The following is a 16,180-nucleotide window of genomic DNA, read 5'->3' on the forward strand; positions in this document are numbered from 1 at the left end:
ATGAATGAAGCGGCAAATTTTTTCCTTTCCTCTGTTATTTCTTCTCTATCTGCGATTAATCCTCTGTAAATAAAAGAAAAATATAATTGGCTTAGTTCTTGCTTTATTGATGCTGTTAGGAAATAGGAGTGTCAAAAAAATGGATCGTGCTCTGTATCTAGCCATGAGTGGCGCAAAACAAGACATGTACGGTATGCAAGTTCATGCCAATAATTTGGCGAACGTTAATACCACAGGCTTTCGTGCCGACTTACAACAAGCGCGTAGTATGCAAGCTTATGGTGAAGGTATGCCAAGCCGTGTGTTTTCAATGGCTGAACGTCCGGGCAACGACTTTGCTCAAGGTTCAGTGATTAATACCGGACGTGATTTAGATGTGGCGATCCAAGGTGATGGTTGGTTAGCGGTGATGGATGCCAAAGGGCAAGAAGCTTATACCCGCGCTGGTCATTTAAAAATTGATCAAACGGGCATGTTACAAAACAGCAATGGTCAATTGTTATTAGGTCAAAACGACAGTCCTATTTTTATTCCTCTACCTATTAGCAAGATTGAAATCGGCAAAGACGGTACGGTTTCAGTATTGCCACAGGGCGCGCCACCGGATGCGATGGCAGTTGTTGATCGTATTAAGTTAGTGAGCGTCGATAACCAAGCCCTATTTAAAGATACCGATGGCTTATTCAAATTAACAGGCGATCGTATTCCAATGGATGCGGACGCGAATGTCACACTTGCAAAAGGCATGTTAGAAGGCAGTAACGTCAATGCGGTATCTGAAATGACCAGTATGATCGATCTTCAACGCCACTTTGAAATGCAAGTAAAACTGATGAAAACCGCAGAAGAAATGGACAAGTCATCTTCTTCTCTTATGCGTATTGGCTAATTAAAAGGACAGAACAATGCATCCAGCTCTATGGGTAAGTAAAACCGGTCTTGACGCGCAGCAGACGAATATCTCGACCATTTCAAACAACTTGGCGAACGCCTCAACGGTTGGTTTTAAAAAAGGCCGTGCGGTTTTCGAAGATCTGTTTTATCAAAATATTAATCAGCCAGGTGGTCAATCAACTCAAGATACTACGCTACCAACAGGGTTAATGTTGGGTGCGGGTTCTAAAGTCGTCGCAACGCAAAAGGTATTTACCCAAGGTAATACTCAGACGACGAATAACGCTATGGATATGATGATTGAAGGTGATGGCTTTTTCCAAGTGCTATTGCCTGATGGCAACATCGGTTATACCCGTAACGGTCAATTTACCATTAATGCTGATGGTCAATTAGTAACAAGCGGCAGTGGTTACCCAGTACAACCTGAAATTGTCGTGCCTGAAGATGCGGTGGGCATCACAGTAGGTACTGATGGTGAAGTTTCAGCTCGTATTCGTGGCGAGCAAGAAAACCAAGTGTTAGGTCAAATTACCACAGTTGATTTCATAAACCCTGGTGGTTTAGAGCCAATTGGTCAGAACTTGTTTTTACCAACAGGTGCCAGTGGCGATCCGCAAGAAGGGACACCGGGCTTAGAAGGTTACGGCTCTATTCGTCAATCGATGCTAGAAACTTCTAACGTAAACGTGACTGAAGAGCTAGTAAACATGATCGAAGCGCAACGTGTTTACGAGATGAACTCAAAAGTCATTTCAACAGTCGATCAGATGTTGAGCTACGTTAACCAGCAGCTTTAATAAGTTGAAATAGATAAATCACGATCAGGTGAACAGAATGAATCGTCAATGGATGAAAGGATCATTAGTGGTATTGAGCTTGGTGCTGACGGGGTGTATGTCAACACCACCTGATGTTGCAGGCAGTGATATCGAAAAAGCCACGACGAATGTTGATGCGGTAGAAGGCAAAGAGAAAGAGTCGAAAGGGCTAATTGATATGATCCGCAAACGTGAAGATCCTGAAGCTGGCGATCCTGCATGGAACCCTGTTCGTCCACAAGATAAGCCTGAACATTACGCTACAGCAACCGGCTCTTTGTTTAATCAAGCACAAGTTCAAGATCTCTACGATGATACTAAGCCACGTGGTATTGGTGATATCGTGACGATTCTATTGGAAGAGAAAACCGCAGCGAAAAAGAGTGCAAGCTCTGATCTCGACAAATCAACCGATTTGAAGATGCAGCCGATTGAGCTTGGTGGTAAGCCAGTAACTATTCGTGATTACAATCTGTCTTACGGTATGTCCAATAACAACACTTTCGCAGGTTCAACGTCAGCAGATCAAAGCAACAGCATTAAAGGCTCTATCTCGGTGGAAGTGGTGGAAGTGCTGAATAACGGTAATTTGGTGATCCGTGGTGAAAAGTGGCTAACCCTAAACACAGGTGATGAATACATTCGTGTTAGTGGGCATATTCGCCCTGATGATATTAGCCAAGATAACACCATTGCTTCGACCCGTATTTCTAATGCTCGTATTCAATATTCAGGCACAGGTGATCGCCAAGATGTGCAAGATCAGAACTGGTTATCACGCTTCTTTAATGTTGCTTTCTAAGCATTGGCTTTTATAAAAACATCACGCCTCAGGGACGGGAGAGTAAATTGAATTTCCGCACAATTATCCTTCTAGGATTCGTTTTATTATCTAGCTCGGCGAATGCTGCTCGTATTAAAGATGTAGCATCCGTTGCTGGCGTGAGAAGTAACCAATTGGTGGGTTATGGCCTGGTGGTCGGCTTACCGGGTACTGGCGAAACCACGCCGTTTACCGATCAGAGCTTTAACGCCATGCTTCAAAACTTCGGCATTCAATTGCCGGTGGGTACGAAACCTAAGATCAAAAACGTTGCTGCCGTTGCGGTAAATGCAACTTTGCCACCCTTTACTAAACAAGGTCAAACCATTGATATAACAGTGTCTTCCATTGGTTCTGCCAAGAGTTTACGTGGTGGCACATTATTGCAAACCTTCCTTAAAGGTTTAGATGGCAAGGTTTATGCAATAGCTCAAGGAACACTGGTTGTGGGGGGCTTTAGTGCTGAAGGGGCGGATGGCTCAAAAGTAATAGGCAATACCCCAACCGTCGGTCGAATTTCTAACGGTGCAATGGTTGAACAAGAAGTCCCGAATCCATTTGGGCGTGGTGACTACTTAACTTTTAACTTGCACGATTCAGATTTCACCACGGCTCAGCGTATGGCGGATTCTATCAATCAGTTCCTAGGGCCTAACATGGCATCAGCTGTCGATGCGACGTCGATTAAAGTGCGTGCGCCTCGTGATGTGAGCCAGCGTGTTGCGTTTCTCTCAACCATTGAGAACATTGAATTTGATCCTGCGGAAGGCTCGGCAAAAATTATTGTTAACTCACGTACAGGAACCATTGTTATTGGTCAGCACGTGAAGTTAAAACCAGCAGCCATTACTCACGGTGGAATGACAGTTTCGATTAAAGAGAACCCGAAAGTCAGTCAGCCAAATGCGTTTGCTGGTGGTGAAACCACAGTGGTGCAGAACAGTAATATTACCATTGAAGAATCCGATTCTCGCATGTTTAAGTTTGAACCGGGTGTCACGCTTGATGAGTTAGTACGAGCGGTAAACCAAGTGGGGGCTGCCCCATCTGACTTAATGGCAATTTTACAGGCATTGAAACAAGCGGGTGCCATTGAAGGGCAATTGATCATCATCTAATTGTGATGTAACAAACACAAGGATAGCGACATGAAGCAAGTTGATCCCGGTTTTATTCATGATATTAGTAATCTCGATCGATTACGTGCGGGTATTGGTGAAGATTCCAAGGGTTCATTGCGTCAGGCGGCTAACCAGTTTGAAGCGATTTTTACCCAAATGCTGTTTAAATCCATGCGTGATGCTAACACTGCTTTTGAATCTGATCTTATGAGCAGTAATAACAGCAAGTTTTATCAGCAAATGCATGATGAGCAAATGTCATCTCAGCTAAGTACCCAAGGGAGCTTAGGCTTGGCTGATATGATTGTTAAACAACTTGGTGGTGAAGAGGGGGAGAAAAAGCCACATACACCAACCACTGATTTGTTCCCGAAAAAAGAAAATACCGATCCTCTGTTTGTGCGTCCGATTGATGCTAAGCCGAAGCCTTTGCACATGCCGCAGCAAGAAGATCAAAACTCGCTAGCAGCCAAACAAGTATTAGAGCAATACAAGCAACGTTTAAAAGCAGCTGACGTACAACCACCACTGCGTCAGCAACCAGAACCTGATAGTTTTGAAACACCGAAAGCTTTTGTTGACCACATGACACCTTATGCAACGAAAGCAGCCCGTGCATTAGGCACCGATCCTGCGATTTTGATCGCTCAAGCGGCATTAGAAACGGGTTGGGGTAAAAAAGTGATCAAAAATGCGGCTGGTACCAGTAATAATTTATTTAATATTAAAGCTGATCCCCGTTGGAGTGGGCAAAAGGTTGCCACACGCACCTTGGAATACCATAACGGTGTTGCAGTGCAAGAAAATGCTGCTTTCCGTTCTTATGGTTCATATCAAGATAGCTTTCAAGATTTCGTGAAGTTCTTACAGCAGAACCCTCGTTACTCAACGGCACTTAAACATACGGGTGAGCCGGATCAATTTGTTCGTGAGATGCATAAAGCGGGATATGCCACCGATCCTAATTACAGCACCAAAGTATTAGCAGTAATGAAAAAGGTGAAAACATTAATGTGATAAAAGAGGGTTAATAAAAAAGGAGTGAAATAAAGGGAAAATTAAAAGAAAGGTAATAATTAAATAAAAAGTAAATATTCTATCAAATAGTATTTGATGGAAGTTTCCTTATGTCTTTAATATAGGGTTACACCACGATATCAATAATATTTGATACCATCTTGATCAGATCGTTACTTTCAAAAAGTGCATTTTCCACTTCTTTTTCAGGTACTTGTTTTTCTTCTGTCTTGTTATCATCAAAGGTTTCTTTTACTAGCGGGACAACCACTTCCTTTAATGCGTAACCAATTAATCCTGATACTAATAGGTTCATATTTATCTTCCTTTATATTTTGATTTTAATTTAGGTTGAGCTCTTAAATTATAAACAAACAGTAATTTATTACCATCATTAAATTGAATTAAATATCAACTTAAATAAAGAATATATTTGTTAATTAAGTTGGTTCGATTTTTGCAAAGTAGGCAGTGAATAAATCACTTTGTTGATAAGTTAGGGAATCAGTATGGCGTCGGATTTAATGCAGCTTGGTATCAGTGGCTTGCGAACATCGCAAAAGCAACTGGATGTTACCAGCCATAATATTAGTAATGTTCACACCCCGGGTTACAGCCGTCAGGTCGTTGATCAAAAAGCCGCAGATGCGCAATGGAGTGGTGGTAACTATTACGGTAGCGGTGCCTATATTGATAGTGTGAATCGTGCTTATGATCAGTTTGCTGCCCGTGAACTGACGCTTTCTACTACCCAACTTGAAGAATCTAATGTACGTCAGCAGCACATGATGATGTTAGATGATTTTACCTCAAAAAGTGCGGTTAATACCGTTAACAGCATGAACGATTTTTATAACTCGGTACGTTCATTGTCAGATCACCCTAACGATCTTGGCTCTCGACAAACTGTGTTAGAAAGCGCCAATCAAGCAGCAAACAGTTTTAATAATTCTTATGAAACGCTGACTAACATACGTCGAGATGTGAATGAACAACTGGATGTAACACTTGAACGTGTGAATGCATTAGGGCAAGAACTTGCCGCTATTAATACCAGCTTGCAAGAATTACCTGATGGCGATAAAAACCACGACTTATTAGATAAACAACGTGGCTTAATCAATGAATTAGCGAAATATACTAAAGTCACCGTGCTTGCTGATAAAGGTAGCCTTGCGGATAAAGTGATTATTGGCAGTGGTGATACTTTAGTCTCTGGCGTTGAATCTTCACAATTAAAAATGGTGAGTGGCGATCCTGATTTAGAAGATAAACAAATTGCCATTGTTAACGGTAATCAAGCCAAAGCCATTAAAAGTGATCACATTGGCGGTGGATTAGGTGCCATGTTGTCGATCCGTGATGATGTAATAGATAAAAGTCTCGATGAAATGGGGCGAATGGCGATTGGCTTTTCAAAGCAAATAAACGATTTACAGCAATCGGGTACCGATCTCTCAGGTGCGGTTGGAAGCGCTATTTTTTATGATGTTAACAACCCTAACTTAATGAAAGAGCGAGTTTTAAAGCCATTAGGTAGTCAAACTGATATTGATGTCAAAATTGATGATGTAAATACGTTAAAAACGGGAGAATACCAGCTTACAACTGAATTTGATGGCACTGATTACAGCTTTAGATTGTTCGATCCCGCTGGCAATGAAATGAAACAGTCAAACGGCAATCCACTTATATCTCCAACAGCGACAATGCCTTTAGCTGTCAGTGTCGATGGTTTAACGTTAACCATGAATACTGTGATGGGCAATCCCCCTGCGGCAGGACAAAGTGAGACCGTCATCATTCAGCCGATGCGTCGTGGTGCGGCAAACATTAGCGTGGAGATGTCAGATCCTCGTGGCCTAGCAGGGAATAAAATATCCAGTATTGAAGCTAACCCAAATAATGTTGGAACAGCAGAGCTCAATAAAGCCGGCGGGTTAGTGCCTGACCAATTAGCGGGCACCTACAGAGTCGACATCATTAACAGTGCTGATTTAACCGCGACTAACCCTGCAGTTAATAATGGTACAGCGACGCTGACGGCTATTCAAGCTGCTGGTGCCACAGTGGCACAAGGCACGTATACCCTTAGCTTAAATGGTGCGGGCGATAAACTTAGCATGGTAGATGCTGCAAATAATCCGATTAATTTAGTTGATGCTACGGGTGCTGTTGTTAACGAGCTAGACTATCCGCTTACAACAACGGGTAATGTATTAACCATGGTTGCTAGCAATGGTGATCAAATTAGCGTAGCAAGTTTAACTTCAGGTGCAGCGATTGGTGATACGTTTACGTTAGCCATCACTGCTTCTGATAAGTTAACAGTAACGAATACTAAAACGAACACCCTAATGGATTTAAAAGATGATTCGGGTAATACCGTCCAATCACTGGCTTATCCATTAACTAACGTGAATAAAGAAATTACTTTTGCAAGCCAAACGGCCCCGACATTGTCATTGACGGATAATGGTCAAGTAGGGGATAACTTTACGGTGACTTTAGGCCGGACTAATGCGGTCGGTGGCAACAGTAACTTTTTAGCAATGCAGCAAATCCAACATGAGAAAACCATGAACGAGGGCAAATCAAGCGTGATTGATTTGTTCGAAGGGTTAGCGACAGATATCGGTATGCAAAAAAGCAATGCTGATAAAACCGCAGAAGTGAACCAATTGGATTTTGATGCAGCATCTGAGCGAGTGTCGAATATCTCGGGTGTTAACCTTGATGAAGAAGCGGCAAATCTCATGAAGTTTCAGCAATCTTACATGGCATCCTCTCGGATCATGTCAGTTGCTAAAGAAACCTTTGATACCTTGATGCGTACCGTGTAGTAGGAGTAAATCATGATTAACCGAGTTTCTACTGCCAGTCAGTATCAAAGTTTAACTTCGAATTTAATGCGTAAGCAGGGTGAACTAAATACCAGTAATGAACATTTAGCGACGGGTCGACGCGTATTAACCGCGGGTGATGATCCTGTTTCATCAGTAATGATTCAGAATTATCGTCAAGAGCAGACACTCATCACGCAATATCAAGATGCGATAACATTAGCGACCAACCGCATGAATGTGACGGAATCAACGTTAACGGGTGTAGAGAATAATCTTGATGTGACGAAACAAAAAGTCATTCGCATGATCAACGGTGCTATGGCAGCGGAAGATCGCAGTGCATTTAAAGATGAATTGCAGAGTCTTTATGATGAGTTATTAGGGTTAGCGAATACTCAAGATGAATCGGGTAACTATATTTTTGCAGGTACACAATCAGCCACCAAACCTTTTATGCAAAATGGGCAAACGCCGCCAACCATTGTTTATCAAGGAGATGATCAAGCGCGTCATAGCCAAATAGATAAAAACTTAGAGGTGAAGACCAGCTTAACGGGTAATGATGTCTTCATGGCGATACCCAACCCTTACGGTGATTACCGCCCTGACTTTTCTGGTTTACAACCAGACTCGCAGCTACATGTTTTAACGGCAACAAATAGCAACCCTAACGATACCAATAATTACAGTGTTAAGTTTGTCGATAATGCAGGTGTAATGGAATATCAACTTTATCAAGGGGACTCAACAACGGGGGTACTATTAGATCAAAATACTTATGATCCTAAAGTGGGGATAAGCTTTGATCTCGCAGCTGCTGGTGGTGCGGGAACGTTAGACTTTCAATTTGATGGTGAAATAAAACTTGGTGATAGTGTCGCGTTAACCCCGAGTAAAACCTTTAACGTTTTAGACTCTCTTCAAGATGCGATTAACAACGCAGAGCAGCCAACGTCATCAGCAGAAGGTAATGCCAATTTACAACGTGTTATTGATGATTTAAATGGCGCATTCATTCACATGAACCAGCAGCGCTCGCAGGTTGGTAGTGTGTTACAAACCCTTGATAGACAGGGCGAACAACACAAAGATTTTGAATTAACCTTGAATAAAGCACAAAGCGGCTTAGAAGATCTTGATTACAGCAAAGCAATTATTGATATGAATGAACAATCGATGGCACTGCAAGCATCACAGGCTGCGTTTAATAAGACAAAAGAACTCACATTATTTAATTATTTATAGCTATCTGCCATAGAATTAAGCGGCAATAAGTTGCCGCTTTTTTTTGTCTAACTTACTGTAAAAAAAAGTTAACCCTTGATAAGAAAAAAAATAAAAAAAACATTAAAGCATTTTCTGACTGTGCCGTTAAAGAAATCACAACAGGAAAAACTTAGTTAGCCCGGGAATCGCTGGGTATCACATCAAGGAGCTAAAATTATGGCTGTTACAGTTAATACTAACGTCTCTGCAATGACCGCCCAGCGTTACCTAAACGGTGCAAGCAACGGCGTTGCTAATAGCATGGAAAAACTTTCTTCTGGTCTTCGCATTAACTCTGCAAAAGATGATGCAGCAGGTCTTCAAATTTCAAACCGTTTAACCAGCCAAACAAACGGTCTAAACGTAGCTATGCGTAATGCCAATGATGGTATCTCTATGGCGCAAACGGCTGAAGGCGCGATGTCAGAAACAACAAACATGCTACAACGTATGCGTGATTTGTCTCTTCAAGCAGCGAATGGCTCAAACTCAGCAGAAGACCGTGAAGCACTTCAAAAAGAAGTAAGTGCCTTACAAACAGAAATGACCCGTATTGCAGATACAACAACGTTTGGTGGTCAACAGTTATTAGATGGTACTTTCGGTACGAAATCCTTCCAAGTTGGCTCAAATGCGAATGAGACTATTGATGTTTCATTATCAAGTGTTGCTTCTGGCGATATTGGTCAACACCAGAAATCAGGTGCTGGTACTGTATTTGGCGCAGCAGCAGCAGCAGGTCTAGCATACGGTGTAGCAACAGACGCAGATGATATAGTTATATCAGGTCCAAATGGTGTTTCAGCTTCTACTGATATTTCAGCAATGGATGCTAAAGCAGCAGCTGATGCCTTGAGTGCATTGGGTACTGGTGTTGAAGCTAAGGCTACGGCTCGTGTTGAGTTGGCTAATCTGACTGCTGCCGATACTGGTACACTGGAGATTGGTACAACAAGTTATGATTTAAGCACTTATAATGGTGATATGTCTGAGCTTGCCAGTGATATCGGTAAAGATGGATATAATGCTACTTATGATAAGTCTACAGGTAAATTGCAGATCGAAGCTGAGGATGTTGCTGGTATTAAAGCTGTAGGTCCTGCAGCTGCAGCAAATCCAACTTTAACAATGGCAACAGTAGATTCTACTGGTAATGCAGGTACAGCAATCGCAGTAGATGATGGTGGAGCGGTAGTTAACTCAGAACTAACATTTAGTTCTAGTGATAAGTTTTCGGTAACTGGTACTGCTGGAGCCATTACTACTGCAGCTGGTAATTCATCTTTAAGCACTGTTAAAGATATCGATATTACAAGTCAGAGTGGTGCTCAAGGCGCACTAGACGTTATTGACGCAGCTATTGCTGGGATTGACTCACAACGAGCAGATTTAGGTGCGGTACAAAACCGTTTTAACCACACGCTAAATAACCTTGCAAACATCAACGAAAACGTAAATGCATCAAACAGCCGTATTAAAGATGTCGACTTTGCAGCTGAAACGACTAACATGACGAAGAATCAAATCCTTCAACAAGCAAGTACATCTATTCTTGCGCAAGCGAAGCAGATCCCACAAGCAGCGCTTAGCCTACTGGGTTAAGCATTAAAATGAAGCCCTGTATTTTCTATGCAGGGCTTTTTACTGACAGCGATATCGCTAAGGACTGGCTATGGCGATCAATCCGATAAATATCTTTTCATCGTCTTTAACCTCTAATCAGGATATGGATGGCGATAAGAAAGTTCGTCACACTTCCCCTCAAGGTTTAGAGCAACAAACTGTTAGCTCTGAACCCTCCTTATCATCGATAAAGGCCGTTAATCCTATTGATTCCAGTGACATTGACGATCCCCTTAATTCATCTTTGCTAGAGCAAAAGTCGGAACAAGAGAGAATTAAGCAGATTGAAATGGCATTACAAGCTGCTAATCGATCGTTACGTTTCCATCAAGATGATGAATCAGGTAAACCAATCGCCACGATCGTTGATAACAAAACCGGTGAAGTTATTCGACAAGTTCCGGCACAAGAATTGCTAGATTTAAACAAAAATTTGGCCAAGTACGGTTTAGGCTCGTTAAGTCATAAAGTGTAAAAGGAAAACTCATGGGGTTAAGTGCAGGTGGTTTAGCTTCTGGCTTAGATGTTGCTGGTATGACGCAACAATTGGTTGCCGCTGAACGTGCGCCGAAAGAGCAGCGCATTAAAGAGCAGCAACAAAAACTGGAAGTACAGTTAAGTGGCTATGGGCAAATTAAATCTGCAGTATCTGGTCTAGAAGATATGGTGAAAAAATTTGCTGAAGATAAAGTATTTGCAGGTCAATCAGCTAAATCATCTGAGAAAGATTTTGTATCTGTTGAAGCATCAGATAAAGCAAAAAATGGTAGTTATACCGTTGAAGTGTTAGAAATTGCTAAATCTCATAAAGTGGTCACCAACAATGCCTTTGATGCAGATCCTAAAGCAAAACTGGGATCGGGCGATTTGGAAATTACGGTTGATGGTAAAACCATGTCTGTCACCATTGATCCAGATAAAAGCAGTTTAAAAGATGTACTGAATGCAATTAATAATTCTGCAGATAACCCCGGTGTAACAGCAACAGTTATTAATGATGCCAACGGTTCGAAAATTGTTTTCTCAAGCACTGAAACTGGTGTTGCCAATGAAATTTCTATTGATGCATCAGGGATGACAGGGGAGCTAGCTAAATTAAGCTTTGATCCTGCCAATCCAACAGCCAATGCCGATATGGTCGAGATGCAAAACGGTGTTGATGCCAAAATTAAAATTGATAACTTCACCGAAATTACCAGTAGTAGTAATAAAATCGAAGATGCCATTGAAGGTGTAACACTCGATATTAAAAAACTCACGGATACTGACGATGTTAAATTCGTAACGATTGATATCACTAACGATACTTCAACGGCAAAGTCTTCTATTGAATCCTTCGTTGAAAAGTACAATGAGTTTATCGATACCGCAGATAGTTTAAGTAAATACGATGTAGAGTCTAAATCTAGTGGCCCATTAAACGGTGATAGTTTAACCCGCTCAATTATCAGTCAAATGCGAAATATGATGAATGCGGGGATCGAAGTTGATGGCAGAACTTATAGTTTAAGTGATTTTGGTATTACCACTGACCGTTACGGAAAAATCGAGATTGATGACGATAAGTTAGATGATGCATTAAAAGATAACTTTAATGCGTTTAACGCTTTTTTCCATACCGATGAAAAGGGTTTTCTTGATAAAGCCGAAGCTATTTTTAAAGGTTACACCAGTTCAACAGACGGCTCTCTAACCAATAAAGAGAAAAGTTTAAAAGAGCAGCAAGACAGATTAAACGATGATATGGATGATTTAAATGAGCGAATGAAAGCTTATGAAGAACGAACCTATCAACAGTTTACCGCAATGGATGCAGCTATTGGAAAAATGAATAATCAGCTGAATACCATGATGAGCCTAATGACATTTTAAAGTGAATGAAAATGGAAAAATTAACTCAACTCGAACAGCAGATTGAACAGCTTTTACAGCAGCAAGATTATCCTGATGATTTTCCTAAACAATTGGAAAATTTGGTTGCTCTGCGTCATCAAGAGGTAGAAAACATCTTAGGCCAACCTGATTTAACGCGCGTCGTTTTCGATGATGTGGTAGCACGCACTAAAGCATTAAAAAGCTTAATTCAAAAGCATAAAGATATTATTGGTGAGCGTTTAGTGCGTTCGAAAAAGAGCAAACAATCGTTATCACTTTACAGCAATATTCAACAAAACGGTTTGTAGCCTTCTTGGTTTTGTTGATTTTGATTTCACTTATTAAATAAGGGATTACATCATGCGTGGTTCTCTTCAGGCATATAAAAAAGTTTCAGTTAATGCACAGTTAGCAAGTGCGTCGCCTCATCGTATTATTCAAATGTTATATGCAGGTGCGATTGAGCGTTTGATCCAAGGCAAAGCGGCAATGGAGCAAGGCAATGTAGCGGTAAAGTGCGAGCGTTTAAGTAAAGCATTAGATATCGTATTAAGCTTGCGTGATTGCCTATCAATGGAAGATGGCGGTGATATTGCTAAGAATCTTGATGCTTTGTATGAGTTTATGGCGAGCGAAATTACCCGCGCAAACGCTGAAAATCAAACTAAGCCGATTGATGATGTGATTGGTATGCTGCGTGAAATTAAATCAGCATGGGATCAGATTCCAGCGGAATATCATCACTTAAGTGAAGCAAGTTAAATTAATAAGTGCGTGTTTTGATGCATATTGGTAGCGAAACGCTGTAAAATATTACTAATTTATAATAGATATAGGATGAATTGCTGTAAATGGGCCATATTCATCCTATTATTTTATATATCCTTGTATTGGTATCACACCTTTCTGCTATCAAATATTGCCTTATCTTGTTGTTTAATTACAATAGACTGTAATAATATTGGCTGTGGTTCTCATTTTCATGAGTAAGCCAGTAATTACATCATTTCTATGAAGGCAGGCTATATCCATTCTATGCAAGGTTTAGCAAAGACACTCGTTATTGAGGACGATCAACAGCAACGTCATGATCTTAGTGTAATTCTAAGTTTTGTGGGCGAGCAGTATGAAGCTGTTTCATCACAAGATATTGAAGCCGAATTATGGCAACAGCCGTGGGGTGCGTGCTTACTGGGTAATATTGAAGCAGGCAAAACACTCACTCATATTATCGATACACTGAAAGTGCAGGCGCACATTCCGGTTGTTTCATTAGGTAACCATCGTAGTCATCTTTCTGGTTTAGCGAACTATGTTGGCGATCTTGAATTACCTCTACACTATAATCAGCTCGTTGATGCTTTCCGTCACTGCCAAGAATTCTCTGGTAAGCGTGCTTACCAAGTCCCTCAGTTAGGCCGTAAAAATACCTTATTCCGTAGTATGGTTGGTAGCAGCTCTGCTATTAGTCAAATTCGTCATTTGATGGAACAAGTAGCGGCTTGTGATGCTAGCGTTCTGATTTTAGGTGAATCAGGTACGGGTAAAGAAGTGGTAGCACGTAATGTTCACTATCATTCAGCCCGCGGTAAAGGTCCTTTTGTTCCTGTGAACTGTGGTGCGATTCCACCGGATCTTTTAGAAAGTGAATTGTTTGGTCATGAGAAAGGGGCATTTACGGGAGCAATTTCTGCACGTAAAGGTCGTTTTGAATTAGCCGAAGGCGGTACGTTATTCCTTGATGAAATCGGTGATATGCCGATGTCGATGCAAGTGAAATTATTACGTGTACTGCAAGAGCGTTGCTTTGAACGTGTCGGTGGTAGCGAAACAATCAAAACTAACGTACGTATTATTGCGGCAACACATCGTGATTTAGATAAGATGATCCACGAGAATCTATTCCGTGAAGATTTGTATTATCGCTTAAATGTGTTCCCAATCGATATGCCAGCAATGCGTGATCGTATTGAAGATCTACCATTATTGTTGCAAGAATTATTAACTCGTATGGAAGCTGAGGGTGCGAAGCGTATTCACTTTACCCCACGTGCGATTAATTCATTAATGGAGCACAGCTGGCCGGGTAACGTACGTGAATTAGCTAATCTTGTTGAGCGTCTATGTATTCTTTACCCAGGTGAAATGGTTGATATTAACCACTTACCGATTAAGTATCGCTATGGTCAGCTTCCAGACTTCACACCTGAAAATGCAGTACCAAGTGTAGAAGAGTTAGAGCAAGAAGCGTTAGCGAGTATGTTCTCCTCTTATGAAGAAGAACAAAATGTCGCTAATAGTGAGCTTCCACCTGAAGGCTTGAACCTAAAAGAAATGTTGGCTGATCTTGAAGTTGATATGATCAAGCAAGCATTAGATGCCCAAGCTGGAGTAGTCGCAAGAGCAGCTGATATGCTGGGTATGCGTCGTACGACACTGGTTGAAAAAATGCGTAAATATGGCTTAAGCAAAGAAAGTTAATATTACGCTATTATTGAATATGGAGCCGATGTCATTAATTTGACATCGGCTTTTTCTTTTCAATGATATACAGAGATTGTGTCTCTAATTAAGCTGTATTTTCTGTCTATTTTTATAGCGATATAAGCTAGCTATCCTTGTCTTCGATCTATTTTCTCGCTCAATATCCCAAATCCCTTTCATCAATCTGTGCCTTTTTCGTTATTGACTTAATACTTATATCGATTGTCATTTTTTTGACATCGTAATTTAATCTTATTTACTTTTAATTGGCTGATTTATAAGAATTATATTTGGCATGTAATTTGCTTTTTTATAAATTATATTGAATTTTTTGTTATTAGGTTTCGTGCATGGATGATCAAGCGACGGCATTAGAACAATTAGAACAACAAGTCGAGCGTTATCAGCAAGTGCTTGAAGTGATGCCGGTTGGGGTGATTTTGTTAGATCCTAAAGGCATTGTCAGTGAAACCAATAATGAAGCGTTACGTTTGCTCGGTGAGCCATTAGAGGGAGAGCGTTGGGTTGATATTATTCAACGTTGTTTTAACCCTCAAGAAGATGATGGTCATGAGATCTCACTGCGATCAGGCCGAAAGGTAAAACTGGCAATTTCAGCATCCGCTGCTGGTCAGTTAATTGTGATTACTGATATGACAGAAACTCGCCAGTTACAGTCACGATTAAGTGAAATGCAGCGTTTATCATCATTAGGAAAAATGGTGGCGTCGCTGGCACATCAGGTTAGAACCCCGCTATCTAGTGCCATGCTTTATGCTGCTAATTTATCTGCGCCTAACTTGCCTGTGAATACCCGTGAACGTTTTCAAACAAAGCTTGTTGATCGTCTACAAGATCTTGAAAAGCAAGTGAACGACATGCTGTTGTTTGCGAAAGGTGGCGACAACAAAGTCGTGAACTGTTTCAGTTTAGAGGCTTTGCTTAACAGCATGGAAAATATGGTTGAAGCATTAGTGATGAGTCAAAACGTCGATTTTAGTATCGATTGTGATGATGAATCCTTAGTGATTTTAGGCAATGAAAATGCGCTTGCGAGTGCGATCAGCAACCTGATAACGAATGCTATTCAAATGTCAGGAAAAGGTTGCTCAGTAGCTGTGTCTTGTCATGTGATGGGTGATGATATTTTGCTATCGGTGACCGACAACGGTCCGGGTATTGAACCAGATATTCAAGCCAAAGTATTAGAGCCGTTTTTTACCACTCGCAAGCAAGGCACAGGCTTAGGTTTAGCCGTGGTACAGATGGTAGCTCTTGCTCATCATGGCAAGCTTTCTTTGCAGTCAGAAGTTGGGAAAGGCACGAGCTTTACGTTAACTATTCCAATGGCTTCACAAGAAAATATTCAGCGTCAGTTAGCAGCGTCGTAAGCATACCTGTGATACGAAC

15 protein-coding genes are annotated in these 16,180 nt (G+C 41.1%); 14 read left to right on the plus strand and 1 reads right to left on the minus strand.

What is annotated here, in order from left to right:
* Positions 1-139 precede the first annotated feature (139 nt).
* The 5 genes from flgF to flgJ are packed head-to-tail and all read left to right on the plus strand — an operon-like array spanning position 140 to position 4,676.
* Positions 140-889 carry a flagellar basal-body rod protein FlgF gene (gene flgF / locus Q7657_RS13215; RefSeq protein WP_008986429.1) on the plus strand — a complete coding sequence of 250 codons (750 nt, stop codon included), beginning with the start codon at positions 140-142 and terminating at the stop codon, positions 887-889.
* Positions 890-905: 16 nt separating this feature from the next.
* Complete coding sequence (flgG, locus tag Q7657_RS13220) at positions 906-1,694, plus strand: flagellar basal-body rod protein FlgG (protein ID WP_045069669.1); 789 nt, start codon at positions 906-908, stop codon at positions 1,692-1,694.
* A gap of 52 nt (positions 1,695-1,746) precedes the next feature.
* Positions 1,747-2,517, plus strand: coding sequence for a flagellar basal body L-ring protein FlgH (gene flgH / locus Q7657_RS13225; protein WP_181319785.1), 771 nt, complete (start codon positions 1,747-1,749; stop codon positions 2,515-2,517).
* A 47-nt stretch (positions 2,518-2,564) separates the two neighbouring features.
* Positions 2,565-3,656 (plus strand): flagellar basal body P-ring protein FlgI, encoded by a 1,092-nt coding sequence (locus Q7657_RS13230; RefSeq protein ID WP_107164880.1) that lies wholly within the window; start codon positions 2,565-2,567, stop codon positions 3,654-3,656.
* 30 nt (positions 3,657-3,686) lie between these two features.
* On the plus strand, positions 3,687-4,676 hold the full coding sequence (gene flgJ, locus Q7657_RS13235; RefSeq protein ID WP_107164881.1) for a flagellar assembly peptidoglycan hydrolase FlgJ: 990 nt from the start codon (positions 3,687-3,689) through the stop codon (positions 4,674-4,676).
* 127 nt (positions 4,677-4,803) lie between these two features.
* On the opposite strand, the gene Q7657_RS13240 is transcribed toward flgJ, so the two are convergent.
* Positions 4,804-4,992 carry a hypothetical protein gene (locus Q7657_RS13240; RefSeq protein WP_008986434.1) on the minus strand — a complete coding sequence of 63 codons (189 nt, stop codon included), beginning with the start codon at positions 4,990-4,992 and terminating at the stop codon, positions 4,804-4,806.
* Positions 4,993-5,185: 193 nt separating this feature from the next.
* Here Q7657_RS13240 and flgK point away from each other — a divergent pair, with 193 nt between their 5' ends.
* The 9 genes from flgK to Q7657_RS13285 all read left to right on the plus strand — a co-directional run bounded on the left by flgK (position 5,186) and on the right by Q7657_RS13285 (position 16,161).
* Positions 5,186-7,519: a flagellar hook-associated protein FlgK gene (flgK, locus tag Q7657_RS13245; protein WP_107164882.1), complete on the plus strand. Its 2,334-nt coding sequence runs from the start codon at positions 5,186-5,188 to the stop codon at positions 7,517-7,519.
* A 12-nt stretch (positions 7,520-7,531) separates the two neighbouring features.
* Positions 7,532-8,767, plus strand: coding sequence for a flagellar hook-associated protein FlgL (gene flgL, locus Q7657_RS13250; RefSeq protein ID WP_107164883.1), 1,236 nt, complete (start codon positions 7,532-7,534; stop codon positions 8,765-8,767).
* A gap of 198 nt (positions 8,768-8,965) precedes the next feature.
* Entirely contained in the window at positions 8,966-10,390 is a 1,425-nt protein-coding gene (locus tag Q7657_RS13255) for a flagellin (protein ID WP_107164884.1), read from the plus strand.
* A gap of 70 nt (positions 10,391-10,460) precedes the next feature.
* Positions 10,461-10,886: a flagellar protein FlaG gene (locus tag Q7657_RS13260; protein ID WP_107164885.1), complete on the plus strand. Its 426-nt coding sequence runs from the start codon at positions 10,461-10,463 to the stop codon at positions 10,884-10,886.
* An 11-nt stretch (positions 10,887-10,897) separates the two neighbouring features.
* The gene (gene fliD, locus Q7657_RS13265; RefSeq protein ID WP_107164886.1) at positions 10,898-12,283 is read left to right on the plus strand and encodes a flagellar filament capping protein FliD; all 1,386 of its coding nucleotides are present in this window, start codon (positions 10,898-10,900) and stop codon (positions 12,281-12,283) included.
* A gap of 11 nt (positions 12,284-12,294) precedes the next feature.
* Positions 12,295-12,594, plus strand: a complete 300-nt coding sequence (locus tag Q7657_RS13270; protein WP_107164887.1) for a flagellar biosynthesis protein FliS — start codon at positions 12,295-12,297, stop codon at positions 12,592-12,594.
* Positions 12,595-12,646: 52 nt separating this feature from the next.
* The gene (gene fliS / locus Q7657_RS13275; protein WP_053988538.1) at positions 12,647-13,048 is read left to right on the plus strand and encodes a flagellar export chaperone FliS; all 402 of its coding nucleotides are present in this window, start codon (positions 12,647-12,649) and stop codon (positions 13,046-13,048) included.
* A gap of 273 nt (positions 13,049-13,321) precedes the next feature.
* Positions 13,322-14,767 (plus strand): sigma-54 dependent transcriptional regulator, encoded by a 1,446-nt coding sequence (locus Q7657_RS13280; protein ID WP_053988537.1) that lies wholly within the window; start codon positions 13,322-13,324, stop codon positions 14,765-14,767.
* Positions 14,768-15,120: 353 nt separating this feature from the next.
* Positions 15,121-16,161 (plus strand): sensor histidine kinase, encoded by a 1,041-nt coding sequence (locus Q7657_RS13285; RefSeq protein ID WP_107164888.1) that lies wholly within the window; start codon positions 15,121-15,123, stop codon positions 16,159-16,161.
* Positions 16,162-16,180: the final 19 nt, after the last annotated feature.

The sequence above is a fragment of the Candidatus Photobacterium acropomis genome (assembly GCF_030685555.1).
Lineage (GTDB): Bacteria > Pseudomonadota > Gammaproteobacteria > Enterobacterales > Vibrionaceae > Photobacterium > Photobacterium lucens.